A 24,068-nucleotide genomic window follows, 5' to 3' on the forward strand; every position below is an offset into this window, starting at 1 on the left:
GAACAGACCCATCCCGACCGGTGACATCCGCTACGCGCGTAGATATGCTGGCCTGGTGACCATGCCCAGCACTGTTCCCGCTCACGGCCCCGACGCCGCGGCCCGGCTGGCGTCCATGGCCGACGTCACGGCCTCCGACGCCGCGCTGCGCCGCTTCCTGCACGGGCTGCCCGGCGTCGACGCGGTCGGCCTCGAAGCCCGCGCCGCAAGCCTCGGCACCCGCTCGATCAAGACCACGGCGAAGGCGTACGCCATCGACCTCGCGATCTCGATGATCGACCTCACCACACTCGAGGGCGCCGACACCCCGGGCAAGGTCCGGGCGCTGTCCGCCAAGGGCGTCAACCCGGACCCGACCGACCGCGCGACCCCGCGGGTCGCCGCGATCTGCGTCTACCCGGACATGGTCGCGACGGCCAAGGAGGCCCTCGGCGGCTCCGGCGTGCGTGTCGCCTCCGTCGCCACCGCCTTCCCCGCCGGGCGGGCCGCGCTGCCGGTCAAGCTGGCCGACACCGCCGACGCGGTGGCCGCGGGCGCCGACGAAGTGGACATGGTCATCGACCGGGGCGCCTTCCTGTCCGGCCGGTACCTGAAGGTCTTCGAGGAGATCAAGGCGGTCAAGGAGGCATGCCGCCGCCCTGACGGCAGCTCCGCCCGCCTCAAGGTGATCTTCGAGACCGGCGAGCTCGCGACGTACGACAACATCCGCCGCGCCTCCTGGCTCGGCATGCTCGCCGGCGCGGACTTCATCAAGACCTCCACCGGCAAGGTCGCGGTCAACGCCACCCCCGCCAACACCCTGCTGATGCTCGAGGCCGTGCGCGACTTCCGCGCCGCCACGGGCGTGCAGGTCGGCGTGAAGCCGGCCGGCGGCATCCGCACCTCCAAGGACGCCATCAAGTTCCTGGTCCTCGTCAACGAGACCGTGGGCGACGAGTGGCTGAGCAACGAGTGGTTCCGGTTCGGCGCGTCCAGCCTGCTGAACGATCTGCTCATGCAGCGCCAGAAGCTGAGCACCGGCCGCTACTCCGGTCCCGACTACGTGACGGTGGACTGAGAACTCACGATGACCAAGACCAAGCACAACCAGCAGCCCCAGCAGACCCCGCCGGCCGGGCAGCCGAAGCCGGGCTCCGCCTTCGCCTACGCGCCGGCGCCGGAGTCCCGTTCCGTCGTCGACATCGCCCCCTCTTACGGCCTGTTCATCGACGGCGAGTTCACCGACGCCGCCGACGGCCGGGCCTTCAAGACGGTGAGCCCCTCCAGCGAGGAGGTTCTCTCCGAGGTCGCCCGGGCCGGCGAGGCGGACGTCGACCGGGCCGTGCGGGCCGCCCGCAAGGCCTTCGCCTCCTGGTCGGCGCTGCCCGGCTCGGAACGCGCCAAGTACCTGTTCCGCATCGCCCGGATCATCCAGGAGCGCTCGCGCGAGCTGGCGGTGCTGGAGACACTGGACAACGGCAAGCCGATCAAGGAGACCCGCGACGCCGACCTCCCGCTGGTCGCCGCGCACTTCTTCTACTACGCGGGCTGGGCCGACAAGCTCGCGCACGCCGGCTTCGGCCCGGACCCCCGCCCGCTGGGCGTGGCCGGCCAGGTCATCCCCTGGAACTTCCCCCTGCTGATGCTGGCGTGGAAGATCGCCCCGGCGCTGGCCACCGGCAACACGGTCGTCCTCAAGCCGGCCGAGACCACCCCCCTGTCGGCCCTGTTCTTCGCCGACATCTGCCGCCAGGCGGGCCTGCCCAGGGGCGTCGTCAACATCCTCCCCGGCTACGGGGACGCCGGCGCCGCGCTGGTGGCCCACGAGGGCGTCGACAAGGTCGCCTTCACGGGCTCCACCGCCGTCGGCAAGCAGATCGCCCGCACCGTCGCCGGCAGCCGCAAGAAGCTCACCCTGGAACTGGGCGGCAAGGGCGCCAACATCGTCTTCGACGACGCGCCGGTCGACCAGGCGGTCGAGGGCATCGTGGGCGGCATCTTCTTCAACCAGGGCCAGGTCTGCTGCGCGGGCTCCCGGCTGCTCGTCCAGGAGTCCGTCGCGGACGAGGTGCTGGACGCGCTCAAGCGCCGGCTGTCGACGCTGCGCCTCGGCGACCCGCTGGACAAGAACACCGACATCGGGGCCATCAACTCCGCCGAGCAGCTCGCCAGGATCACCGAGCTCGCCGAGGCCGGCGAGGCCGAGGGCGCCGAGCGCTGGTCGCCCGCGTGCGAACTGCCCTCCACGGGCTACTGGTTCGCTCCCACCGTGTTCACCGGGGTGACCCAGGCGCACCGCATCGCCCGCGAGGAGGTCTTCGGCCCGGTGCTGTCGGTGCTGACCTTCCGCACGCCGGCCGAGGCCGTGGAGAAGGCCAACAACACCCCGTACGGGCTGTCCGCCGGGATCTGGACGGAGAAGGGCTCGCGCATCCTCTCGGTCGCGAACCAGCTCCGGGCCGGGGTGGTGTGGGCCAACACGTTCAACAAGTTCGACCCGACCTCGCCCTTCGGCGGCTACAAGGAGTCGGGCTTCGGCCGCGAGGGCGGCCGCCACGGTCTGGAGGCGTACCTCGATGTCTGACGCAAGGCTGTCCGTCTTCAAGACCTACAAGCTGTTCGTCGGGGGCAAATTCCCCCGCAGCGAGAGCGGGCGGGTGTACGAGGTGACCGACTCCAAGGGCGCGTGGCTCGCCAACGCCCCGCAGTCCTCCCGCAAGGACGCCCGTGACGCGGTGTCCGCCGCCCGCAAGGCGTTCGGCGGCTGGTCGGGCGCGACCGCGTACAACCGGGGGCAGATCCTCTACCGCGTCGCGGAGATGCTCGAGGGCCGCCGGGAGCAGTTCGTCCGCGAGGTAGGCCAGGCCGAGGGGCTGTCGAAGTCCAAGGCGGCGGCCGTGGTGGACGCCGCGATCGACCGCTGGGTCTGGTACGCGGGCTGGACGGACAAGATCGCTCAGGTCGTGGGCGGCGCCAACCCGGTGGCGGGGCCGTACTTCAACCTGTCGAGCCCCGAGCCGACCGGTGTCGTCGCGGTCGTCGCGCCCCAGGAGTCGTCCTTCCTGGGTCTGGTCTCGGTGATCGCCCCGGTGATCGCCACCGGCAACACCGCGGTCGTGGTGACCAGCGAGCGGGCCCCGCTGCCCGCGCTGTCGCTGGGCGAGGTACTGGCCACCTCCGACCTGCCGGGCGGGGTCGTCAACATCCTCTCCGGCCGCGCCTCCGAGGTCGCTCCGACGCTCGCCGCGCACATGGACGTCAACGCGCTGGACCTGGCCGGGACGGTGGACGACCCCGAGCTCGCGAAGGAACTGGAGGTCGCCGCCGCGGACAACCTCAAGCGCGTGCTCCGTCCACAGGCTGTGGACTGGGCCGCCGAGCCCGGCACGGACCGGATGACGGCCTTCCTGGAGACCAAGACCGTCTGGCATCCGGCCGGGGCCGGCGCGTCCTCGGGTTCCGCCTACTGACCGCTTCCCCCCGGCGGCCCGTCCCGTCACCGGGACGGGCGGCGCCCGCACGGCCGTACGGCCCCCACGACCGATGCGTCGGCGCGGAGGCCCGCCGCTCGCCTGTACCGGCGACGGCGTCAGCCGCGCTGCAGCTTGCCGACGCCGTCGCCGACCAGCGGCAGGTCGGCGACGGTGCGGCTGTCGGCGACCGGCTTGGTGACGTACGCCGTGGAGACCGGCTTGAAGTCGGCGACCTGCGAACCCACGGAATTGTCCAGCGGGTTGACTGCCGTCCGCGCGAGCGGGTTGACCGGCAGGTGGTTCACCGTGCCGACCAGGGCAGACGTCGCGGCCCGGCCGTTCTCGGCGAGCGTGGCCTCACCTCCGCTTCGGGCGTCCGCGTGCGCCGCCCCCGCGGAGGCGACGGCCGCGACGGACGACACCGCGAGCACGGCGGCGCGGAGGAGATGACGGGAGAACTGCGGCATGAGGATCCACCTGCCTGGTCGCCGGCCCGCGCACGGACCGGTCAGCGGACGGCGCGACGGCCGTCGCCTAACGCGACAATGACGTCACCAACCGTAGTTGGTTGAACATCACGCATCCAAAGCATGTCCCGGCGGGTCACTCCAAAGACGGAATGCGTCACACTGGTGTCCCGTGAGCTCTCGCCCTCCCGCCGCCCGCGTGATCCTGCTGACCGGCCCCTCCGGGTCCGGCAAGTCCTCCCTCGCCGCCCGCACCGGCCTGCCCGTCCTACGGCTGGACGACTTCTACAAGGAGGGTGACGACCCGTCCCTCCCGATGCTGCCGAGCGGCATCGGCACGGACTGGGACTCCCCCCGGTCGTGGAACGCCGACGCCGCCGTCGCCGCCGTCGCGGAGCTGTGCGCCACGGGCCGGACCGCCGTTCCGGTCTACGACATCGCCACCAGCTCCCTCACCGGACGGACGCAGATCGGCCTCGCCGGGGCTCCGCTCTTCATCGCCGAGGGCATCTTCGCCGCCGACATCGTCGCGCGCTGCGCCGAACTCGGCCTGCTCGCCGACGCCCTGTGCCTGAGCCGCGGCGCGGTCACCACCGCCCGCCGCCGCTTCGTCCGGGACCTGCGCGAGGGGCGCAAGTCGCTGCCCTTCCTGCTGCGCCGCGGCTGGAACCTGATGCGCGCGGAGCGGGGCATCGTCGCCCGCCACGCGGAGCTCGGGGCGCATGTGTGCGACCGGGACGAGGCGGTGGAACGGATCGGTCGCGCGACCGCCCCACCGGCCGCCGTCCGGGTCTGAGACCGGCGGCACGCGGGTCCCTTCGGACATGCACGAGGGAGCGGTGCGCACGGACCCCCCGCCGTGCGACCGCTCCCTCGTGCTTCCCGTTCCCCCGGTGGTCCCCCCGTTCCCCCGGGCCGGGCCCCGTTCCCCCGTGTCCCCCGACCCGGAGCCCGTTCCCCCCTGTTCCCCCGGTTCCCCCCGGCGTCAGGCCACCAACTCGCCGAACGCCGCCGCCTCGTCGACGCCCGCGCTGAGCGTCGCGTCCTCACGCAGCCGGCGCAGGGAGCGCCAGATGCTGCTCTTGACCGTGCCGACGCTGATGCCCAGGATCTTGGCGATCTCCGGGTCGGTGCGGCCCTCGTAGTAACGGAGCACCAGCATCGTGCGCTGCGGCTCCGGAAGCTTGGCCAGTGCCTGCCACAGCACGGCCCGCAGCTCGGTGCCGCGCATCGCGTCCGTCTCGCCCACCGTCTCCGGCAGCTCCTCGGTCGGGTACTCGTTGAGCTTGCGGCGCCGCCAGGCGCTGATGTGCAGGTTGGTCATGGTCCGCCGCAGGTAGCCGCCGACCGCGGCCTTGTCGCTGATCCGGTCCCAGGCGCGGTAGGTGGAGAACAGCGCGGTCTGCAGCAGGTCCTCCGCCTCGTGCCGGTCGCCCGTCAGGTGGTAGGCGGTCGCGTACAGGGAGGCCCGGCGCTCCTGGACGTAGGCGGTGAAGTCCGCGTCCGCGGTGAAGCACCGCTGCCCCGGGATCTCCCGGGGCCCCGTGTCCTCGCCCTGAATACCCTGAATGCCCTGACCGCCCTGACCGCCCTGACCGCCCTCGATCGCCGTGATGTAGGACGGCCGGTTGCGGAGGGCCTGGCGAACGGCGCCACGGGCGCACCCGCCCCCGCGCCTCGCGGCAGCGGGCATCTCGGCGTCACGTCCCGCGGTGTGCAGGCGCGGCTGAAGGACTGCGGTGGCCGTCGTGCTGTGCAGTGCGTTCATTTCGCGCCCCCCGTGGGTGGAGCCGGTCCGGTCGTCGTACCCCTCCGGCGGGGGCCGCCCGATGGCGTCCCCGTCGATGACCACTAGCGTGCCCGGCCAGTTTCATGGCGCTGTCCGCCGAGTGTCACAACCGCGCAACAGACCACGGCGGTACCTACCGGGTGCCCTCTTGGGAGAGAATGCGAGGGTGCCTTTCCTGTTGCTGATCGAGGACGACGACGCCATCCGAGCGAGCCTCGAACTCGCCCTGTCGCGCCAGGGCCACCGTGTGGTGGCCGCGGCCACGGGCGAGGACGGGCTGCAGCTGCTGCGCGAGCACCGGCCGGACCTGATCGTGCTGGACGTGATGCTGCCGGGCATCGACGGCTTCGAGGTCTGCCGGCGCATCCGCCGCACCGACCAGCTGCCGATCATCCTGCTGACCGCGCGCAGCGACGACATCGACGTGGTGGTGGGCCTGGAGTCCGGCGCCGACGACTACGTCGTCAAGCCCATCCAGCCGCGCGTCCTGGACGCCCGTATCCGCGCCGTGCTGCGCCGGGGCGAGCGCGACAGCACCGACTCGGCCGCCTTCGGCAGCATCGTCATCGACCGCTCGGCGATGACCGTCACCAAGAACGGCGAGGACCTGCAACTCACTCCGACCGAGCTGCGGCTGCTGCTGGAGCTGAGCCGCCGCCCCGGGCAGGCCCTGTCCCGGCAGCAGTTGCTGCGCCTGGTGTGGGAGCACGACTACCTCGGCGACTCGCGGCTGGTGGACGCCTGCGTGCAGCGGCTGCGCGCCAAGATCGAGGACGTGCCCTCCTCGCCGACCCTGATCCGTACCGTCCGGGGTGTCGGGTACCGCTTGGACGCACCGGCGTGAGTCGACCCGACCACCAGGACACGGCCGGTGACGACGATGCGGATCGGCCGCTGAGCGGCTGGAGGTCACGGCTGCTGCGGCTCACCAGTCTCCGGCTGCGCCTGGTCGCCGTCTTCGCCGCCGTGGCACTGGCGGCCGCCGTCTCCGCCTCCGGCATCGCCTACTGGCTCAACCGCGACGCCGTGCTGACCCGCGCCCAGAACGCCGCCCTCAACGACTTCCGCGCCTCGATGACCCGCAACGCGGGCTCGCTGCCGCGCCATCCGTCCTGCGACAAGCTGGCCGACGCGGCGCGCGGCATCGGCGCCGGCACCCAGAACTACCAGGTACTGCTGATCGGCACCGGCCCGGACGGCGAGCGCTGCGCGACCAAGTCGCAGAGCGACGGCTTCTCGCTGGACGCCGTGCCCCTGAGGCTGCGCAAGGCCGTCAGCAAGCGCAACCCCAAGACGGGCGACCCCGCGGAGTACCACCTGTACTGGCAGCGGGTCACCCTCGACGACCAGCCGTACCTGGTGGGCGGGGCCAAGGTGATCGGCGGCGGGCCGACCGGCTACATGTTCAAGTCGCTGGAGGCCGAGCGCAAGGACCTCAACTCGCTGGCCTGGTCGCTCGGGATCGCCACCGCCCTCGCCCTGATCGGGGCGGCGCTGCTGGCCCAGGCCGCCGCGTCCACCGTGCTGCGGCCGGTGGCACGTCTCGGCGAGGCCGCCAGGCGGCTCGGCGAGGGCAAGCTCGACACCCGCCTGCGGGTCACCGGCACCGACGAACTCGCCGAGCTGTCGCGGACGTTCAACCGCACCGCCGAGCGGCTGGAGCGGCGGGTCGACGAGCTCAGCCAGCGTGAGGCGGCCAGCCGCCGCTTCGTCGCCGACATGTCGCACGAGCTGCGCACCCCGCTGACCGCGATCACCGCCGTGACGGAGGTGCTGGAGGAGGAGACGGACTCGCTCGACCCGATGATCGCTCCCGCGGTGCGGTTGGTGGTGAGCGAGACCAAGCGGCTGGGGGAGCTGGTGGAGAACCTGATGGAGGTGACCCGCTTCGACGCGGGCACCGCGCGCCTGGTCCTGGACGACGTGGACGTCTCCGACCTGGTCACCGCCTGCATCGACGCCCGCGCCTGGCTCGACGCGGTGGAACTGGACGCGCCGCGCGGCATCATCGCGCAGCTCGACCCGCGTCGCATCGACGTGATCCTCGCCAACCTGATCGGCAACGCCCTCAAGCACGGCGGCTCGCCGGTCCGGGTCAGGGTCCGGCAGGACGGGGACGAACTCGTCGTCGAGGTCGCCGACAACGGCCCCGGCATCCCGGAGGACATACTGCCGCACGTCTTCGACCGGTTCTTCAAGGCGGACGCCTCCCGGGCCCGTTCCGAGGGAAGCGGCCTGGGCCTGTCCATCGCCTTGGAGAACGCCCACATCCACGGCGGGGAGATCTCCGCGGCCAACAACCCCGGGGGCGGCGCGGTGTTCACGCTGCGGCTGCCGATGCGCACCGAGGCGGGCCGGGCGGCGGAGCCCGGGGAAGGGAACGACAGCACATGACGCAGCCGTCCCGGGAGACGGCGCCGGACGCCCCGGGCGCCCGCCCAGCGGGCGCCGCCGCCCGGCGTGCCCCGCTCCTCGTCCTGCTCGGCGTCGTCCTGCTGGCGGGCTGCGGCATCCGCACCACCTCTGTGCCGGTGGACGCGGGGCCGGCGCCGTCCCGCGTGTCCTGCGCGGTGCCGGACGAGGAGGCCACCACCACGGCGACGGCCTCCGCGTCGCCCAGGGGACTGACCGCGCGGGTGTATCTGGTGTGCAGCGCCCAGGTGGCCGCGGTGAGCCGCTCGGTGCGGGCCGAGGGCCTGGACCGGCTGGGCACCGCCGCGCTGCTCCTGCGCGAGCTGCAGCGCAAGCCGCGCGCCGGCGAGGCGTCGGCCGGGTTCACCACGGCGGTGCAGGGCGATCTGGCGGTGGGGCGACCGCGCCGCGGCGACCCGCGCGGGTCGCTGCGGCTCAGCGCCCCGCTGAGCGATCTGCCTCCGTTCGCGCTCGCCCAGGTGGTGTGCACCTACGCCGGATCGGCGGTGGGCTCCGGTGACGGCTCGGTTCTTCTGGGCGGCTCCGACGGCACCCCGGTGCGCCGCTACACCTGCACCGGTGACCTGCGCACCGACCCGGAGGCGGCGGAGACCGCCGGAACCGCCGTGAAATGACAGACGTCCTTCCAGACGTGCGGCGCGACGGCTCTTACCCGAAAGTGCGCGCGGTGGGACTGGTGCTCACCGCCGTCCATCTGGCTCTGGTCGGGTGGCTGACACTGCGCCCGCAGTACGTGCCCTGGGTGGACGCGCCCAACCTGCGACCGTTGGCCACCCTCCGCTCCGACCTCGCCACGGGCCCCGCGGAGGCTGCCCGCCGGATCGGCACGGGGCTGGCCCTGCTGGCCCCGCTGGGTGTGCTGCTGCCGCTGGCCGGAGGGCGGGTACGGGTGTCCGCGGCGGGCTCGTTCGCGCGCACGGTCTTCGCGGGGCTGATGATCTCGCTCGCCCTGGAGTTCGCCCAGACCGGGGTGCCGGGCCAGATCTTCGATGTGGACGCCCTGCTGCTGAACACGGCCGGCGTCGCGCTGGCCCACCTCGCCGTGGTGCCCGCGACGCGCGCGTGGGCGCACCGGCGCAGCGTCCGTCGGCAGGATCAACTGAGCGGTGCTCAGGGACGCACCCCGACGCTTCCCAGGGTCGGGATCGCACCGTAGAGCGACGTCGCGCGGTGGTCCGCTCTCCTACGGTGATGTCATCGGCCGGAGAGACCGGCCCGGATCGCGAAGGAGCACCCGCCATGTCCGCACTGGTCCGCCCGCGTCAGCGCCGGATGATCGCCGGGTCTGCGCCGGGCTCGCAGACCGGTTCGGCACCTCCGCCACCACGATGCGCGTGATCTTCCTGCTGTCCTGCCTGCTGCCGGGACCGCAGTTCCTGCTCTATCTCGCGTTGTGGCTGCTGCTGCCGAACGAGACAGGCGCCAGGGCCGCCGTGTGACACCACGGGCCCCGGAGCACCGACGGGCCGCGCCCCTTAAGAGGGGGCGCGGCCCGTCCGGCGTTCGTCTCGCGGTGCTCAGCCGCCGATCGGCAGGCCCTGCAGCGGGAGCTGGCCGAGCTGGCCGCCGACGGGGAGACCGCCGAGCAGCGTGTTCACGCCCTGGGGCGTGTTCTGTGCGCCGGGGATGAGCTTGGCCGAGGCCGGCAGGCTGCCGGCGACGGCGTCGACCGGGACCGCCTTCGCGACGCCGGAGACCGGCACCGAGGCCGGGACGGCGGCCGGCAGGGTCGCGGCGTCCGGCAGGCCCAGGCCGGAGGGCAGCGGAGCGGCGGAGGCGGCGCCCGCGGCTGCCCCGACGAAGGCCACGCCCAGCGCGGCGGCACCGAGAGTCTTGACGGTTCCGGTCTTCATGGTGGTGTCCTCGTGATGGGGAATGGTGCGTCCGCCGCGCCACACACGGAAGGTGTTCGCGGGATGTCGCAACGTAGCGACGGAAGGCGGGGCGGTGCAAGCAGCGCCGCGCGGCAGCCCGGGGGCCGCCCCGTCCGACGCCGCAGGGCCGGACAGCCGGGCGCTCATCCCTCTTCCGGCGGGGAATCGCTGGCCACGGCGGTCGCGGCGGTCGTCTGGCGGAACAGCCACTCGGCTTTCAGCTCCGAGTACCCGGGCTTGATCACGTCATTGATCATCGCGAGACGTTCGTCGAAAGGGATGAAAGCGGACTTCATCGCGTTGACCGTGAACCACTGCATGTCGTCGAGGGTGTGACCGAAGGCGGCGACCAGTTCGGTGAACTCGCGGCTCATGGTCGTGCCGCTCATCAGGCGGTTGTCGGTGTTGACCGTGACCCGGAAGTGCAGCCGGCGCAGCAGGCCGAGGGGGTGCTCCGCGTAGGAGGCGGCCGCACCGGTCTGCAGGTTGCTGGTGGGGCACATCTCCAGGGGGATGCGCTTGTCGCGCACATAGTTGGCGAGCCGCCCGAGCGAGACCGTGCCGTCGTCGGCGACCTGGATGTCGTCGATGATGCGCACGCCGTGGCCGAGCCGGTCGGCGCCACACCACTGGAGGGCCTGCCAGATGGAGGGCAGCCCGAACGCCTCGCCGGCGTGGATGGTGAAGTGGAAGTTCTCCCGCTGGAGGTACTCGAAGGCGTCGAGGTGGCGGGTGGGCGGGAAGCCGGCCTCGGCGCCCGCGATGTCGAAACCGACGACACCCCGGTCGCGGTAGCGGATGGCGAGTTCGGCGATCTCCTGCGAACGGGCGGCGTGCCGCATCGCGGTGAGCAGGGCGCCCACCCGGATCCGGCCGCCCGCCTCGCGGGCGCGCCGTTCGCCCTCCCGGAAGCCCTCGTTGACGGCCTCCACGACCTCGTCGAGGCAGAGCCCGCCTTCGACGTGGAGTTCGGGGGCGTAGCGCACCTCGGCGTAGACGACGCCGTCGGCCGCGAGGTCCTCGGCGCACTCGGCGGCGACCCGGGTGAGCGCCTCGCGGGTCTGCATGACGCCCACCGTGTGCGAGAACGTCTCCAGGTAGCGCTCCAGTGAGCCGGAGTCGGCGGCCTCGCGGAACCAGGTGCCGAGCTTGTCCGGATCGGTCTCCGGCAAGCCGTCGTAGCCCGACGCGCGGGCCAGGTCGACGACGGTGCCGGGGCGGACGCCGCCGTCGAGGTGGTCGTGTAGCAGCACCTTGGGGGCGCGCCGGATCTGCTCGGGCGTGGGGGTGGCCCCCGCAGCGCCCGCGGGGAAGGGGAGCGTGCTTGAGCTCGTCATTCCCGAAACATACCCTCTATGCGCGTAGAACTCGGGGTGATGCCGAATATTGACCTGCCGACCAGGTCGTGCGCACCATGCCGTCTGCCATGGTTACGCCATGGCTTCGCAAGCTTTACCGGTGCGTGGTGCGCGGTTGGGGAAGAGGGTGACCCCGGGTCTGAGCCCGGCGGCCTGGCGGGAGACGGACGGCGAGGCGGTCCGTGCCGCGGTGCTGCTGCTGCCCGGCGGACGTGCCTCGAGCACGCGCCGCCGCTCCCCCGTGGCCGCTGCGGCGATGGTGCCGCTGGCCCTCCGTATGGTGCGGGCCGCGGGCCGCGGCGAGGGCCTGGCCGTGCACGTCGTGCACTACCGCTTCCGCGGCTGGAACGGCGGGAACGACCACCCGGCCGAGGACGCGCGATGGGCGGTCGACGAGGTCGTCCGCCGTTACGGTGACGTGCCGGTGTCGCTGGTCGGCATGGACATGGGCGCCCGTGCGGCGTTGCGGGCGGCGGGCCACCCGGCCGTCACCTGCGCGGTCGCCATAGCCCCGTGGCTGCCGGACGCGCACGAGCCCGAGCCGGTCAAGCAGCTCATAGGCCGCCATGTCCTGATCGTGCACGGCACGAACGACGACTCCACCGACCCCGGTCTGTCCTACCGGCTGGCCGAACGGGTCAAGAAGGTCAACCGGGACGTGTGCCGCTTCGAGGTGCACACAGCAGGCCATCAGCTCCGCGACCACCGGGAGGAAGTCGCCGCCCTGGCCTCCGACTTCGTCCTGGGCAACCTGCTGGGGCGGTCCTTCGCCCGCCCGGTCGCCGACGCGCTGGCCGCCCCTCCCCCGCTCGGCCTGCGCATGCCTCTGGCCTCGGGTTTCGGCCGCTCGTTGCGGGCGCGCTGAGGCGGCCGCGGGTCCCGCCTTCGCGCCGGCGGGGTGGGCGGGGTCGGCGGAGTCAACGGAGTCGGCCTACGCAGGTCCGGGATCGGCACGCCGTCGTACTCCCCGACGGCCTCCCGCCGTCGGGGGCGCCGGTTCCCCACCTGGGATGTCCTGCCTGCCGTCAGCTGGGTTTCTCGGGGATCGACGACAGGTGAACACGCGAGCCCAGCAAGCCGAGAGCCGTTGCCGGAGTGGGGAGGGCCGGGCGCGCGCCGTCAGTCGGGGAGGAGCCGACCGCGCCGGTCCAGCAGGAACTTCTTGAACGCGGCCACGGGAGGCGTGTCGGGGTGGCCGCCGAGCCAGGCCACCCCGATCTCCCGGACCGCCCGCGGGGCGGTCACCGTCAGTTCCACGACACCCGGCCGCGGGACGAGCGGCGGCGGCAGCAGGGCCACCCCGAGACCGGCGGCGACCAGCCCGCGCAGGGTCTCCGCCTCCTCCCCCTCGAAGCCCACCCGCGGGGTGAAGCCCGCCTCGGCGCACAGCGCGTCGGTGATGCGCCGCAGCCCGTAGCCGGCCTCCAGGCTCACGAACAGCTCCCCGGCCGCCTCCGCCAGGCGCACCCTGCGGCGCGACGCGAGACGGTGGTCGGCGGGGACGACCAGCCGCAGCCGCTGCTCGTCCAGGCGGCGGACGACCAGGTCGGGCGCCTCCGGCACTGGCGAGGTCAGACACAGGTCCAGTTCGCCGGCGCGCAGCCCGGCGAGCATCGCCTCGCCGTAGTTCTGCACGAGTTGGAAGCGGATCCGCGGGTGGTCGGCGCGAAAGGCCCGCAGCAGGGCCGGCACGGTCTCCGGGCCGAGCGTGTGGAGGAAGCCGAAGGCGACCCGTCCGGCCTGCGGGTCGGCATCGGCGCGCACGGACTCGGCCGAGCGCTCCACCTCGCCCAGCGCCCGCTCCACGGAGGCGAGGAAGCCGCGGCCCGCGGGGGTGAGCGAGACCGTCCGGCCCTGTCGGGCGAAGAGCGTGACACCGAGGTCGAGTTCGAGCCGCGCCATGGAGCGGCTGAGCGTCGACTGGGGCACGCCCAGCTCGCGCGCCGCACGCGTGACGTGCTCGTGTCGCGCCACGGCGGCGAACTGGGCGAGCCTGGGCGCCAGCACCGCCGCCCAGGACGCGCTGTCGAGCTCCGCCCGTATGTCTTTCGCGTCACCGGACGGCGACACCGACCGGGCCGACCTCGCCTCATGCGCCATGGGAACGATTATCGCCACTTCATGCATTGGACGCATGAAATGGCCCCGGCCTAACGTGAAGACATGCCTCCCGCCGATACCGGGGCGTCCGCCGTGACACGGCCGGGCGCCGCCGCCTCAGCCCCAGCCGGCACGCTCCGACCGGGAGAGCCCGGCTACCGCCGCGCCATCGCGGCCCTGTTCGCCGCGGGTCTCGCCACCTTCGCCCTCCTCTACTCGACGCAGGCCCTCCTGCCGGCGCTCTCCACGGGCCTGTCCCTCAGCCCGGCCCAGGCCAGCCTCACCGTCTCGGCCACCACCGGCGCGCTGGCGCTGGCCCTGCTGCCGGTGAGCGCGCTCAGCGAGAAGTACGGGCGCACCGCCGTGATGACGGCATCGGTCTTCAGCGCCTCGGCACTGGCCCTTGCCGTCCCCTTCGCACCGGACCTGACCACGCTGGTCGTGCTGCGTGCCGCGCAGGGCGTGGCCCTGGCCGGACTCCCGGCCACCGCGATGGCGTATCTCGGCGAGGAGATCCACCCCAAGGCCGTCGCCTCCGCGATCGGCCTGTACGTCGCGGGCAACAGCATCGGCGGCATGAGCTCGCGGGTCCTGACCGGCGCGGTGGCACAGGCCTTCGGCTGGCGCGCCGCACTGCTCGCCGCCGGCGTCATGGCGGTGCTGTGCGCCACCGCCTTCCGCCTGCTGGTCCCCGCGGCCCGCAACTTCCGTCCTGGCCCGGTCAGTCCCGCAGCCCTGTGGCACACGGTCACCGGCCACCTGGGCACCCCGCTGCTGCGCCGGCTCTATCTGATCGGGCTGTTGTTCATGGCGGTCTTCGGTGCCGTCTACAACGTGCTGGGCTACCGGCTCGCCGCCGCGCCCTTCGGCCTGTCGCAGACCGCGATCGGCCTGATCTTCCTGGTCTACCTGGTCGGCACCGGCGCCTCCGCGGCCTCGGGCGTCCTGCACGGCCGCCTCGGCCGGCGCGGCGCCCTGTACGTCGCCGTGGTGCTGGCCGCGGGCGGGCTGCTGCTGACGCTCGCCGGTTCCCTCGTGCTGGTGCTGAGCGGGCTGGTGCTCGTGACGGCCGGCTTCTTCACCGGCCACTCCATCGCCTCCGGCGCGGTCAGCCGTACCGCCACCACCGGTCGCGCCCAGGCCTCCGCGCTCTATCTGACCGCGTACTACGTCGGCAACAGCCTCGGCGGCACCCTCGGCGCCTCCGCCTTCCACTCCGCCGGCTGGACCGGCACCGTCGCCTTCTGCCTGGCCGCCGTCCTCGGCGTCGCGGGGGTCACCCTGCACGCGGCCCGGCGGGCGGCCGCGGACCGGCGGTTCGGCGCCTCGGTGGGCCGGACGACCCGGCGGGCGGCCTGACGGACGGCTTCTGACGGAGGGCTTCTGACGGCTTTCGAAGGACGGCCCGTCGGGGGAACGCGAACGGGACCGGTGGAAGGCCACCGGTCCCGTCGGTTTGCCGCGGGGCGCCCCCGCCCGGGCGATCAGGCGATGCGGTCCAGCACGATCGGGTCCGGCGTGTACGCCGCGCCCGCCGGGGAGATCTCGACGCCGCCGCTGAGGGCTTCGAGCGCGTACCCGAACTTCTCCGGGGTGTCGGTGTGCAGGGTGAGCAGCGGCTGGCCCTGGGTGACCTCGGCCCCCGGCTTGGCGTGCAGCTCGACGCCCGCGCCGGCCTGCACCGGGTCCTCCTTGCGGGCCCGGCCGGCGCCCAGGCGCCAGGCGGCGACGCCGACGGCGTAGGCGTCCAGGCCGGTGAGGACCCCGGAGCGCTCGGCCGTGACGACGTGCTGCTCGCGCGCGACGGGCAGCGCCGCGTCCGGGTCGCCGCCCTGGGCGGCGATCATGCGCCGCCACACGTCCATGGCGGACCCGTCGGCGAGCGCCTTGGCCGGGTCCGCGTCCTTCAGGCCCGCCGCGTCGAGCATCTCGCGCGCCAGGGCGAGGGTCAGCTCGACCACGTCGGCCGGGCCGCCGCCCGCCAGCACCTCGACGGACTCGCGGACCTCCAGCGCGTTGCCGGCGGTCAGGCCGAGCGGGGTGGACATGTCGGTGAGCAGGGCCACCGTCCGCACCCCGTGGTCGGTGCCGAGGCCCACCATGGTGGAGGCCAGCTCGCGGGCCTGCTCGAGGTTCTTCATGAAGGCGCCGGAGCCGACCTTGACGTCAAGCACGAGCGAGCCCGTGCCCTCGGCGATCTTCTTGGACATGATCGAGGAGGCGATCAGCGGGATGGCCTCGACGGTGCCGGTGACGTCGCGCAGCGCGTACAGCTTCCTGTCGGCCGGGGCGAGGCCGTCGCCGGCGGCGCAGACGACGGCGCCGGTGTCGCCCAGGACCCGCAGCATCTCCTCGTTCGACAGCAGCGCCCGCCAGCCGGGGATCGACTCCAGCTTGTCCAGGGTGCCGCCGGTGTGGCCGAGGCCGCGGCCGGAGAGCTGGGGGACGGCCGCGCCGCACGCCGCGACCAGGGGGGCGAGCGGCAGCGTGATCTTGTCGCCGACACCGCCGGTGGAGTGCTTGTCCGCCGTCGGGCGGGGCAGCGAGGAGAAGTCCATGCGCTCGCCGCTGGCGATCATCGCGGCCGTCCAGCGCGCGATCTCCGCCCGGTCCATGCCGTTGAGCAGGATCGCCATCGCGAGCGCGGACATCTGCTCGTCGGCGACCTCACCCCTGGTGTAGGCGTCGATGACCCAGTCGATCTGGTCGTCGCCGAGGCGGCCGCCGTCGCGCTTGGTGCGGATGACGGAAATGGCGTCCATGGTTCACGTACCTTCTTAGCGGTTGGTCAGGTCGTCCGGGCCGAACGCGTCGGGGAGCACCTCGCGCATCGTGCGGATGCCGTCGGACATCTCCACCAGCAGGTCGGGGCCGCCGTGCTCCCACAGCAGCTGGCGGCAGCGGCCGCACGGCATCAGCTGGTCGCCGTTGCGGTCCACGCAGGTGAAGGCGACGAGCCGGCCGCCCCCGGTGGCGTGCAGGATCGACACCAGGCCGCACTCGGCGCACAGGCCGAGGCCGTAGCTGGCGTTCTCCACGTTGCACGCCGCGATGACCCGCCCGTCGTCCACCAGCGCGGCCGCGCCGACGGGGAAGCGGGAGTAGGGCACATAGGCCCGGGACATGGCGTCCCGGGCCTGCGCCCGCAGGCCGTCCCAGTCGACGGCGTCGACGGCGTCGACGCCGTCGGCGCCGGCCCGGCCCGCGGGGCCGCTCACTTGCCCTGACCCTTCCGGTACCTCATACCGTCAGCCTTGGGCATCCGCAGGCGCTGTGCCGACAGGGAGAGCACCAGCAGGGTGACGACGTACGGGGTCGCGCCCACGAACTCGCCGGGCACCTCGTCGGTGAGCAGGTACCAGGCCAGCACCAGCGCGCCGACGACGAGGCTGACGCCGCCCTGCCAGAAGCTCCGCTTCCACAGCTTCCAGGCCGCCAGCAGCACCAGCAGGACCACCAGGAGCAGCAGCAGCGCGTGCACCGTGGGGCCGCCGTTGCGCAGCTGGAGCGCGTCGGAGTAGCCGAAGAGGCCGGCGCCGGTGGCGAGGCCGCCGACCCGCCAGTTGCCGAAGATCATCGCGGCGAGGCCGATGTAGCCGCGGCCGCCGGTCTGGCCCTCGAGGTAGATGTGCGCGGGCACCATCGCCAGGAAGGCGCCGCCGAGGCCGGCGAGGCCGCCGGAGGCGATCACGGCGACGTACTTGTACAGGTAGACGTTGACGCCCAGCGACTCGGCCGCGACCGGGTTCTCACCGCAGGAGCGCAGCCGCAGGCCGAACGGGCTGCGCCACAGCAGGAAGAAGCTGCCGACGAAGAGCACCACCGCGACGACCGTGAGCGCGGACACGTCGGTGACCAGGCCGCCGAGGATGCCGGCCAGGTCGGAGACGAAGAACCAGCCGTGCTTCTCGATGCTCGCCAGCCCGTCGGACAGTCCGGGGATGTCGAACGTCGGCAGGGCGTCGACCGGTGGGGACTGCTTGGGGTTGCCGCCCTTGGTGGCCGCCTCACCGGTGGAGAACCACAGCTTGGCGAGGTACTGGGTGGCGCCGAGCGCCAGGATGTTGATGGCCACACCGGAGATGATGTGGTCGACGCCGAAGGTGACGGTGGCGATCGCGTGGATCAGGCCGCCGAGCGCACCGCCGACGACGCCGGCGAGGACGCCCACCCAGGGGTTGGTCTGCCAGCCGGCCCAGGCGCCGAAGAAGGTGCCGAGGATCATCATGCCCTCGAGGCCGATGTTGACCACGCCGGAGCGCTCGGACCACAGGCCGGCCAGACCGGCGAGGCCGATCGGCACGGCGAGACCGAGCGCCGCCGTGATCTGGCCCTGGGCGGTGAGCTGGTCCTGGCCGGTGATGATCCGGACCACCGACACCAGCGCGATGGCTGCGGCGATGATCAGCAGGATCACCGGGAAGGAGAGGCGGCCCTTGCGGCCCGTGGCCCCTGCGGCCTTGGGAGCCGCGGGCGGCGGGGTCTGGGTCGTCGTGGCGGTCACGCCGTCACCTCCTTCTTCATGCGGGCCTGGGCGGCGAGCTCCTCGCCGACCTTCTGCTGCTGGCGCTTGAGGCCGTAGCGTCGGACGAGTTCGTAGGCGATGACGACGCTCAGGACGATGACGCCCTGCATCACGCCGACTATCTCCTTGTCGTAGCCGTTGAACTCCAGCCGGCCGGAGCCGCGCTCCAGGAAGCCCCACAGCAGCGCGGCCAGCGCGATGCCGACCGGGTTGTTGCGGCCCAGCAGCGCCACCGAGATGCCGGTGAAGCCGATACCCGCGGGGAAGAGGTCGGCGCCGTATGCGTGCACGTCGTTCAGCAGCAGCGGCAGGCCGGTGAGGCCGGCCAGGCCGCCGGAGATCAGCATGCTGACGACCACCATGCGCTTGACGCTGACGCCGCTCGCGGTGGCCGCGCTCTCGGACAGGCCGACGCTGCGCAGGTCGAACCCGAAGCGGGTGCGGCCGAGGACGAACCAGTAGCCGACGCCGATGACGACGGCGAACACGACGAAGCCGTAGATCTGGCCGACGTTCTCGCCCAGGTCGAAGGTGAACAGGTGGCCCGAGGAGGGCAGCGGCGTGGTCGACACCGAGGTCTGCGCCTTGTCGAGGTGGCCGAGTCGGCCGTCCTTGAGCAGGTAGCCGACGATGTAGGTGGCGATCGAGTTCAGCATGATCGTCGCGATGACCTCGCTGACCCCGCGGGTGGTCTTCAGCACGCCCGCGATACCGGCCCACAATGCGCCGACGACCATGGCGATCACGATGATCAGCGGGATCTGGAGGTAGCTCGGCAGGGTCACCGCCCCGCCGACAGCGGCGGCGAAGAAGACGCCCAGGCGGTACTGGCCCTCGACACCGATGTTGAACAGGTTCATGCGGAAGCCGACGGCGACCGCGATACCCGCGATGTAGTAGTAGCTGGCCTTGTTGATGATCTCGACCTGGCTGTCGCTCTTGAAGCCGTAGTCGAACATCGTCCCGAAGGCGCCGAACGGCTCCTTGCCCGTGGCGGCCAGCACCAGGGCCGTGATCACGAACGCGGCCACGAGCGCCAGCACGGGGGCGGCTATGGCGAGGAGCACCCGCTCCTTGTCGATCTTCTTCATCGGTCCTCTCCCCCGTGGGCGGTGTCGCCGTCCTCGTGCTCGAGATGGCCGGCGGCCGCGCCGGTCATCGCGGAGCCCAGCTCCTCCGGGGTGATGGTGGCGGGGTCGGCGTCGGCGACCAGGCGGCCGCGGTACATGACGCGCAGGGTGTCGGACAGGCCGATCAGCTCGTCCAGGTCGGCGGAGATCAGCAGCACGGCCAGGCCCTCGCGGCGGGCCTCGCGGATCTGGTCCCAGATCTGCGCCTGGGCGCCGACGTCCACACCGCGGGTGGGGTGCGCGGCGATCAGCAGCTTGGGCTGGTGGCTCATCTCGCGGCCGACGATCAGCTTCTGCTGGTTGCCGCCGGACAGGGACGCGGCGGTCACCTCGATGCCCGGGGTGCGGACGTCGTACTCGCGCACGATCCGCTCGGTGTCGCGGCGGGCCGCGGCCGGGTCGAGGAAGGCGCCCTTGCTGTTGGGGCGCTCGGTGACGTGGCCCAGGATGCGGTTCTCCCAGAGGGGGGCCTCCAGCAGCAGCCCGTGCCGTTGCCGGTCCTCGGGGATGTAGCCGATGCCGCCCTCGCGGCGCTTGCGCGTCGCGAGGTGGGTGATCTCGGCGCCGTCCAGGACTATCCGGCCCTCGTCGGGCGGGAGGATGCCCATGATCGCCTCGACCAGCTCCGCCTGGCCGTTGCCCTCGACACCCGCGATGCCGAGGACCTCGCCCTTGTGGATGGTGAGGGAGATCCGGTCCAGGACGACGCGCTCGATGCCCTCCAGGTCGGTCTCCGACAGGTGCAGACCCTCGACGGTCAGCATCGGGACGTCGGTGACCGTGGACTCGCGGGTCTCGGGGGACGGCAGCTCGCTGCCGACCATCAGCTCCGCGAGCTGCTTGGGGGTCGTGGTCGCCGGGTCGGCGCTGCCGACCGTGGTGCCCCGGCGGATGACGGTGATCTCGTCGGCGACGGAGAGCACCTCGCCCAGCTTGTGGGAGATGAAGATGACGGTCAGGCCCTCGGCCTTGAGCTCGCGCAGGTTGTCGAAGAGCGCGTCGACCTCCTGCGGGACGAGGACCGCGGTCGGCTCGTCGAGGATCAGCGTACGGGCGCCGCGGAAGAGGACCTTCAGGATCTCGACGCGCTGACGGTCGGCGACACCGAGGTCCTCCACCAGGACGTCCGGGCGCACCCCGAGGCCGTAGGCGTCGGAGATCTCGCGTATCTTCGCCCGCGCGCGGCCGCCGATGCCGTACAGCTTCTCGCTGCCGAGGACGACGTTCTCGAGGACGGTGAGGTTGTCGGCGAGCATGAAGTGCTGGTGCACCATGCCGATGCCGCGGGCGATGGCGTCGCCCGGGTCGTGGAAGGTGACCCGCTCGCCGTCGATGGTGATGGTGCCCTCGTCCGGCTTCTGCATGCCGTAGAGGATCTTCATCAGCGTCGACTTGCCGGCGCCGTTCTCTCCCACGAGGGCGTGGACCGTGCCACGGCGAACCGTGATGTCGATGTCGTGGTTGGCCACGACGCCTGGGAATCGCTTGGTGATGCCGCGGAGCTCCACGGCATGGGGGCTGCTGGGGGGGCTGGACGCGTTGATGGCGCACTCTCCTCGCGGAAAAGAGCGGGGCGGGCGGGGTGTTGGCGAACGTACCGCGAGAAGAGGTCTCTACGCGCGTAGCATTGCCAGATCCATAACGTGGTAAGTCACACAACGGACACCGCGTGCGCGGCACCGGCCGCACGCAGGCGCGAGGCCCGGAAAGGGGAGCCTGGGCTGTCCCCTCCCGAGCCTCGCGACCGGTGCCTACGAGAGACCGGACGTCACTTGACGGTGGTCTTGACCTTGATCTCGCCGCTGACGATCTTCTGCTTGGCGGCGTCCAGCTGGGACTTGATGTCGTCGATGAAGCCGCCGCTGGTGGACAGGCCGACACCGTCCTTGGCCAGGTCGTAGGAGCGGGTGCCGGTCAGCGGGCTGCCGTCCTTGACCGACTTGACCGCGTCGTAGACCGCGACGTCCACGTTCTTCAGCGCGGAGGTCAGGATCGAGTCCTTGTACTTGGCCAGACCCGGCTGCTCGTGCTGGTCGGAGTCGACACCGATCGCCCAGGCGCCGGACTTGCCGGCGACGGCCTCGATGGCGCCGTTGCCGGAGGAGCCGGCGGCGGCGTAGATCACGTCGATGCCGTTGTCCAGCATGCCCTGCGCGGCGGCCTTGCCCTTGGCGGGGTCGGAGAAGCCGGAGATGTCCGAGCCACTGGTCAGGTACTGGGTGGTGACCTTGACCTTCGGGTTGGTCTCCTCGACGCCCTGGCGGAAGCCGGCCTCGAACTTGTTGATCAGCGGGATGTCCACGCCGCCGATGAAGCCGACCTTGTTGTCCTTGGTCTTCAGGGCGGCGGCGACACCGGCGAGGTAGGAGCTCTGCTCCTCGGTGAAGACGATGCTGTCGACGTTCTTGGCGTCGACGACGGAGTCGACGATCGCGAAGGTCGTCTTGGGGTACTTCTTGGCCGCGGCCGTGATGGACTCGGCGTACGCGAAGCCGACGCCGATGACGGGGTTGTAACCCGCGTCGGCCAGGTCCTCCAGGCGCTGCTCGCGGTCGGCCTCGGTGTCGGAGGTCTTGGCGGTCAGCTCCTTGACGTCGACACCGAAGTCGGCCTTGGCCTTGTCCAGGCCCTTGGCGGCGGAGTCGTTGAACGAGTGGTCGCCACGACCACCCACGTCGTAGGCGACGCCGACCTTCAGCTTGTCGCTGTTGCCGCCGTCACCACCACCACTGTCCTTGGAGCTGCTTCCGCAAGCGGTCGCGGTGAGCGCGAGAGCCGCGGAGGCTATACCCGCGGCGGCGATCTTGGTTACCCGGCGCAAGAGGGTACCCCTTCAACTCTGAGCGCCCCGTCCGGCGCTGGCTTAACCCGGAGCTTAACGCGCGTAGATGTCAGGTAAAGGGGGGTTGGCGGCCCGTTATCGGATCGTCGCATTTCGGCCAGGTGACCCGGCCGTGTCGACCGGGTCACCGACCGTCATGCCAGCAGCGCAGCGGAGGTGAACAGCTCCACTCCGACCTTGATCGCGCCTTCGTCGACGTCGAAGTCACCTTGGTGCAGATCACGCTTTGACGTGTCCCCAACGGGACGGACACCCAACCGCGCCAGCGCGCCCGGAACCTGTTCCAGGTACCAGGAGAAGTCCTCACCGCCGAGGCTCTGCTCGGTGTCCTCGACGGTGTGCGCGCCATAGCGGGCCGTCATGGCGTCGCGCAGCAGCTCGGTGGCGTCCGCCTCGTTCACCACCGGCGGTACGCCGCGGTGATAGGTCAGCTCCCACTTGGCCCTGTACATGGCGGCCACCTGGTCGATCACCTCGTGGACCAGGTCGGGCGCCTCGTGCCAGGCGTCCAGCTCCAGGCAGCGGACCGTGCCCTCGAGCTCGGCGTGCTGCGGGATGACGTTGGCCGCGTGGCCGGCCTCGATGCGGCCCCACACGATGCTCATCCCGGCCCGGGGGTCGATCCGGCGGGCCAGCGCCATCGGGAGTTCGGTGGCCATCTTGGCGGTGGCCATCACCAGGTCGGTGGTCAGGTGGGGGCGGGCCGTGTGGCCGCCCGCGCCGTCCAGGGAGAGCTCCAGCCGGTCCACGGCCGAGGTGATCGGCCCCTGGCGCAGCCCGATCCGCCCGACCTCGACCTTCGGGTCGCAGTGCACGGCCAGGATCCGGCCCACGCCGTCCAGCGCGTCCGCCTTGATGGCGTCCAGCGCGCCGCCCGGCATGACCTCCTCGGCCGGCTGGAACACCAGCCGTACCGGACGCCTCAGCTTCCCCTCGCGCTCCAGCTCCGCCAGCACCAGGCCGGCGCCGAGCACCACCGTGGTGTGCACGTCGTGACCGCAGGCGTGCGCCCGGCCGGGCACCGTCGAGCGGTACTCCACGCGCTTGGTGTCCGGGATCGGGAGCGCGTCGAGGTCCGCGCGCAGCGCCAGCCGCGGACGCTCCGGGTCCGTGGCGCCGATGTCGCACACCAGACCGGTGCCCCCCGGCAGCACACGGGGGCTGAGGCCGGCCTGCTCCAGGCGGGCCTTGACCGCGGCGGTGGTACGGAACTCCTGTCGGCCCAGCTCGGGGTTCATGTGCAGGTCCCGCCGGAACGCCACGAGTTCGGCACGGAGCCGTTCGGGGAGGACGCCCAGCAGGGCGCCGTCGGGTGCGGAGGGAACCGTGGGCGCCACAGGCACGGGATTTTCGGAGGGTTCGGTGGCTGAGTCGTTCACCTCCGACAGGCTAGACCGCATCTGTGCTCCTGATCGCTACATCGCCGTAAATTCATGCCTCGCGAGAAAGAAAAACTCCCCGTTCGGTGCGTACCCCGCCGGGGACAGGGGTATGAACCAGGTTTATCTCTCGCCACTCCATAGTGGCCCAACGATCGCCCAGCCGCGAGGCAACGCCGTGTGAGCGACCCGGAACGGCCCATGACGCGAGCGTGCCACCGCCCCGGCCACGGAGGGTGACGCCGCAGGCTCGTCGCACCCCCGCTCGGCGGTCAGGGGGCTCGCGAAGTGGTGCCGGGGGACCGGGAGACCCCGGTCTTCGCTCACGCTGAGCTACGTCGCGGACGGGCGACGCGCCATGATCCGACCCCGCACCGGCGGGGCGGGAAGGCCACCGGGGACTTTGCGTGATACCGCTCACGCCCGCAGGGCGGCGGCTGACGCGTGGGTGAAGTGGCAAGAGCGGGGGCACGGTGCCGGCTGCTTCCGCGGGACCACTCACCCGGGACGCCGCCCCGGCACGCCCGGCCGCCGGTCAGGTCCGGCTCCGCGGCGCGGCCGATCAGGGCGCGGGCGCAGGTGCGTCCGGGTCGGGGCCCGGTCGGCGCGGCGCGCGGGGTGCCGGCCCTGCGGCGCGCGACCGGGCCCGGCCACCTCTGCACGGCCGCGACGGTGCCGGACGGCGCGGTGCCGTCGGCCCGGGGTCGGCGGAGGTACCC

General features: G+C 72.3%; 22 protein-coding genes and 1 pseudogene. 11 read left to right on the plus strand and 12 right to left on the minus strand.

From position 1 onward, the window contains the following. The first annotated feature begins 61 nt into the window (after positions 1-61). From deoC to AC3ET4_RS13055, 3 genes are read left to right on the plus strand one after another with little or no spacing between them, the layout of a single operon-like run. Positions 62-1,057, plus strand: coding sequence for a deoxyribose-phosphate aldolase (deoC, locus tag AC3ET4_RS13045; protein WP_431948940.1), 996 nt, complete (start codon positions 62-64; stop codon positions 1,055-1,057). A 9-nt stretch (positions 1,058-1,066) separates the two neighbouring features. After that, positions 1,067-2,563 (plus strand): aldehyde dehydrogenase family protein, encoded by a 1,497-nt coding sequence (locus tag AC3ET4_RS13050; RefSeq protein ID WP_431948884.1) that lies wholly within the window; start codon positions 1,067-1,069, stop codon positions 2,561-2,563. After that, a complete protein-coding gene (locus AC3ET4_RS13055) occupies positions 2,556-3,449 on the plus strand; it encodes an aldehyde dehydrogenase family protein (protein WP_431948885.1) in 894 nt (297 codons plus the stop codon). Before AC3ET4_RS13050 ends, AC3ET4_RS13055 begins: the two co-directional genes overlap by 8 nt. Before the next feature lie 119 nt (positions 3,450-3,568). Here the strand turns inward: AC3ET4_RS13055 and AC3ET4_RS13060 are convergent, their stop codons facing one another. Then, positions 3,569-3,919, minus strand: coding sequence for a hypothetical protein (locus AC3ET4_RS13060; RefSeq protein ID WP_431948886.1), 351 nt, complete (start codon positions 3,917-3,919; stop codon positions 3,569-3,571). A gap of 172 nt (positions 3,920-4,091) precedes the next feature. Here AC3ET4_RS13060 and AC3ET4_RS13065 point away from each other — a divergent pair, with 172 nt between their 5' ends. Beyond that, positions 4,092-4,715 carry a uridine kinase family protein gene (locus tag AC3ET4_RS13065; protein WP_431948887.1) on the plus strand — a complete coding sequence of 208 codons (624 nt, stop codon included), beginning with the start codon at positions 4,092-4,094 and terminating at the stop codon, positions 4,713-4,715. A gap of 189 nt (positions 4,716-4,904) precedes the next feature. Here AC3ET4_RS13065 and AC3ET4_RS13070 read toward each other — a convergent pair whose 3' ends face one another. After that, positions 4,905-5,687, minus strand: coding sequence for a SigE family RNA polymerase sigma factor (locus AC3ET4_RS13070; protein ID WP_431948888.1), 783 nt, complete (start codon positions 5,685-5,687; stop codon positions 4,905-4,907). A gap of 187 nt (positions 5,688-5,874) precedes the next feature. Here AC3ET4_RS13070 and AC3ET4_RS13075 point away from each other — a divergent pair, with 187 nt between their 5' ends. The 5 genes and pseudogenes from AC3ET4_RS13075 (at position 5,875) to AC3ET4_RS13095 (ending at position 9,580) form a co-directional block, all read left to right on the plus strand. Then, positions 5,875-6,552, plus strand: a complete 678-nt coding sequence (locus tag AC3ET4_RS13075; protein ID WP_431948889.1) for a response regulator — start codon at positions 5,875-5,877, stop codon at positions 6,550-6,552. Then, positions 6,450-8,102 (plus strand): ATP-binding protein, encoded by a 1,653-nt coding sequence (locus AC3ET4_RS13080; RefSeq protein ID WP_431948941.1) that lies wholly within the window; start codon positions 6,450-6,452, stop codon positions 8,100-8,102. The genes AC3ET4_RS13075 and AC3ET4_RS13080 overlap by 103 nt, the downstream gene beginning before the upstream one ends. Then, positions 8,099-8,755, plus strand: coding sequence for a hypothetical protein (locus AC3ET4_RS13085; protein ID WP_431948890.1), 657 nt, complete (start codon positions 8,099-8,101; stop codon positions 8,753-8,755). Before AC3ET4_RS13080 ends, AC3ET4_RS13085 begins: the two co-directional genes overlap by 4 nt. Then, positions 8,752-9,297, plus strand: a complete 546-nt coding sequence (locus tag AC3ET4_RS13090) for a VanZ family protein (protein ID WP_431948891.1) — start codon at positions 8,752-8,754, stop codon at positions 9,295-9,297. The genes AC3ET4_RS13085 and AC3ET4_RS13090 overlap by 4 nt, the downstream gene beginning before the upstream one ends. 83 nt (positions 9,298-9,380) lie before the next feature. Beyond that, positions 9,381-9,580: pseudogene (locus tag AC3ET4_RS13095) on the plus strand (PspC domain-containing protein). A 78-nt stretch (positions 9,581-9,658) separates the two neighbouring features. On the opposite strand, the gene AC3ET4_RS13100 reads toward AC3ET4_RS13095, so the two are convergent. Together AC3ET4_RS13100 and AC3ET4_RS13105 are read right to left on the minus strand one after the other, a co-directional pair. Next, a complete protein-coding gene (locus tag AC3ET4_RS13100) occupies positions 9,659-9,994 on the minus strand; it encodes a hypothetical protein (RefSeq protein WP_431948892.1) in 336 nt (111 codons plus the stop codon). A gap of 164 nt (positions 9,995-10,158) precedes the next feature. Then, positions 10,159-11,352 (minus strand): adenosine deaminase, encoded by a 1,194-nt coding sequence (locus AC3ET4_RS13105; RefSeq protein WP_431948893.1) that lies wholly within the window; start codon positions 11,350-11,352, stop codon positions 10,159-10,161. Between the two features lie 100 nt (positions 11,353-11,452). On the opposite strand from AC3ET4_RS13105, the gene AC3ET4_RS13110 reads away from it, so the two are divergent. Then, positions 11,453-12,238 carry an alpha/beta hydrolase gene (locus AC3ET4_RS13110; RefSeq protein WP_431948894.1) on the plus strand — a complete coding sequence of 262 codons (786 nt, stop codon included), beginning with the start codon at positions 11,453-11,455 and terminating at the stop codon, positions 12,236-12,238. Positions 12,239-12,492: 254 nt separating this feature from the next. On the opposite strand, the gene AC3ET4_RS13115 is transcribed toward AC3ET4_RS13110, so the two are convergent. Beyond that, positions 12,493-13,473, minus strand: coding sequence for a LysR family transcriptional regulator (locus AC3ET4_RS13115; RefSeq protein ID WP_431948895.1), 981 nt, complete (start codon positions 13,471-13,473; stop codon positions 12,493-12,495). Positions 13,474-13,536: 63 nt separating this feature from the next. On the opposite strand from AC3ET4_RS13115, the gene AC3ET4_RS13120 reads away from it, so the two are divergent. Further along, positions 13,537-14,832, plus strand: a complete 1,296-nt coding sequence (locus AC3ET4_RS13120; RefSeq protein ID WP_431948896.1) for an MFS transporter — start codon at positions 13,537-13,539, stop codon at positions 14,830-14,832. 125 nt (positions 14,833-14,957) lie between these two features. On the opposite strand, the gene AC3ET4_RS13125 is transcribed toward AC3ET4_RS13120, so the two are convergent. The 7 genes from AC3ET4_RS13125 to AC3ET4_RS13155 form a co-directional block, all read right to left on the minus strand. Further along, positions 14,958-16,235 (minus strand): thymidine phosphorylase, encoded by a 1,278-nt coding sequence (locus AC3ET4_RS13125; RefSeq protein ID WP_431948897.1) that lies wholly within the window; start codon positions 16,233-16,235, stop codon positions 14,958-14,960. A 15-nt stretch (positions 16,236-16,250) separates the two neighbouring features. Further along, entirely contained in the window at positions 16,251-16,691 is a 441-nt protein-coding gene (locus tag AC3ET4_RS13130) for a cytidine deaminase (protein ID WP_431948898.1), read from the minus strand. Next, positions 16,688-17,977 (minus strand): ABC transporter permease, encoded by a 1,290-nt coding sequence (locus AC3ET4_RS13135; RefSeq protein WP_431948899.1) that lies wholly within the window; start codon positions 17,975-17,977, stop codon positions 16,688-16,690. Before AC3ET4_RS13135 ends, AC3ET4_RS13130 begins: the two co-directional genes overlap by 4 nt. Beyond that, positions 17,974-19,089 carry an ABC transporter permease gene (locus AC3ET4_RS13140; protein WP_431948900.1) on the minus strand — a complete coding sequence of 372 codons (1,116 nt, stop codon included), beginning with the start codon at positions 19,087-19,089 and terminating at the stop codon, positions 17,974-17,976. Before AC3ET4_RS13140 ends, AC3ET4_RS13135 begins: the two co-directional genes overlap by 4 nt. Next, positions 19,086-20,636 carry an ABC transporter ATP-binding protein gene (locus AC3ET4_RS13145; protein WP_431948901.1) on the minus strand — a complete coding sequence of 517 codons (1,551 nt, stop codon included), beginning with the start codon at positions 20,634-20,636 and terminating at the stop codon, positions 19,086-19,088. Before AC3ET4_RS13145 ends, AC3ET4_RS13140 begins: the two co-directional genes overlap by 4 nt. Positions 20,637-20,896: 260 nt before the next feature. Next, positions 20,897-21,949: a BMP family lipoprotein gene (locus AC3ET4_RS13150; RefSeq protein ID WP_431948902.1), complete on the minus strand. Its 1,053-nt coding sequence runs from the start codon at positions 21,947-21,949 to the stop codon at positions 20,897-20,899. A 155-nt stretch (positions 21,950-22,104) separates the two neighbouring features. Continuing rightward, on the minus strand, positions 22,105-23,370 hold the full coding sequence (locus AC3ET4_RS13155; protein WP_431948903.1) for a M20 family metallopeptidase: 1,266 nt from the start codon (positions 23,368-23,370) through the stop codon (positions 22,105-22,107). Positions 23,371-24,068: the final 698 nt, after the last annotated feature.

Source organism: Actinacidiphila sp. bgisy167, assembly GCF_057707665.1.

Coding starts and splice junctions, on each gene's coding strand:
- AC3ET4_RS13115 (WP_431948895.1), bottom strand. CDS start 13,473: ATGGCGCATGAGGCGAGGTCGGCCCGGTCGGTGTCGCCGTCCGGTGAC.
- AC3ET4_RS13110 (WP_431948894.1), top strand. CDS start 11,453: ATGGCTTCGCAAGCTTTACCGGTGCGTGGTGCGCGGTTGGGGAAGAGG.
- AC3ET4_RS13060 (WP_431948886.1), bottom strand. CDS start 3,919: ATGCCGCAGTTCTCCCGTCATCTCCTCCGCGCCGCCGTGCTCGCGGTG.
- AC3ET4_RS13090 (WP_431948891.1), top strand. CDS start 8,752: ATGACAGACGTCCTTCCAGACGTGCGGCGCGACGGCTCTTACCCGAAA.
- AC3ET4_RS13155 (WP_431948903.1), bottom strand. CDS start 23,370: ATGCGGTCTAGCCTGTCGGAGGTGAACGACTCAGCCACCGAACCCTCC.
- AC3ET4_RS13120 (WP_431948896.1), top strand. CDS start 13,537: ATGCCTCCCGCCGATACCGGGGCGTCCGCCGTGACACGGCCGGGCGCC.
- AC3ET4_RS13140 (WP_431948900.1), bottom strand. CDS start 19,089: ATGAAGAAGATCGACAAGGAGCGGGTGCTCCTCGCCATAGCCGCCCCC.
- AC3ET4_RS13085 (WP_431948890.1), top strand. CDS start 8,099: ATGACGCAGCCGTCCCGGGAGACGGCGCCGGACGCCCCGGGCGCCCGC.
- AC3ET4_RS13105 (WP_431948893.1), bottom strand. CDS start 11,352: ATGACGAGCTCAAGCACGCTCCCCTTCCCCGCGGGCGCTGCGGGGGCC.
- AC3ET4_RS13050 (WP_431948884.1), top strand. CDS start 1,067: ATGACCAAGACCAAGCACAACCAGCAGCCCCAGCAGACCCCGCCGGCC.
- AC3ET4_RS13055 (WP_431948885.1), top strand. CDS start 2,556: ATGTCTGACGCAAGGCTGTCCGTCTTCAAGACCTACAAGCTGTTCGTC.
- AC3ET4_RS13070 (WP_431948888.1), bottom strand. CDS start 5,687: ATGAACGCACTGCACAGCACGACGGCCACCGCAGTCCTTCAGCCGCGC.
- deoC (WP_431948940.1), top strand. CDS start 62: ATGCCCAGCACTGTTCCCGCTCACGGCCCCGACGCCGCGGCCCGGCTG.
- AC3ET4_RS13125 (WP_431948897.1), bottom strand. CDS start 16,235: ATGGACGCCATTTCCGTCATCCGCACCAAGCGCGACGGCGGCCGCCTC.
- AC3ET4_RS13100 (WP_431948892.1), bottom strand. CDS start 9,994: ATGAAGACCGGAACCGTCAAGACTCTCGGTGCCGCCGCGCTGGGCGTG.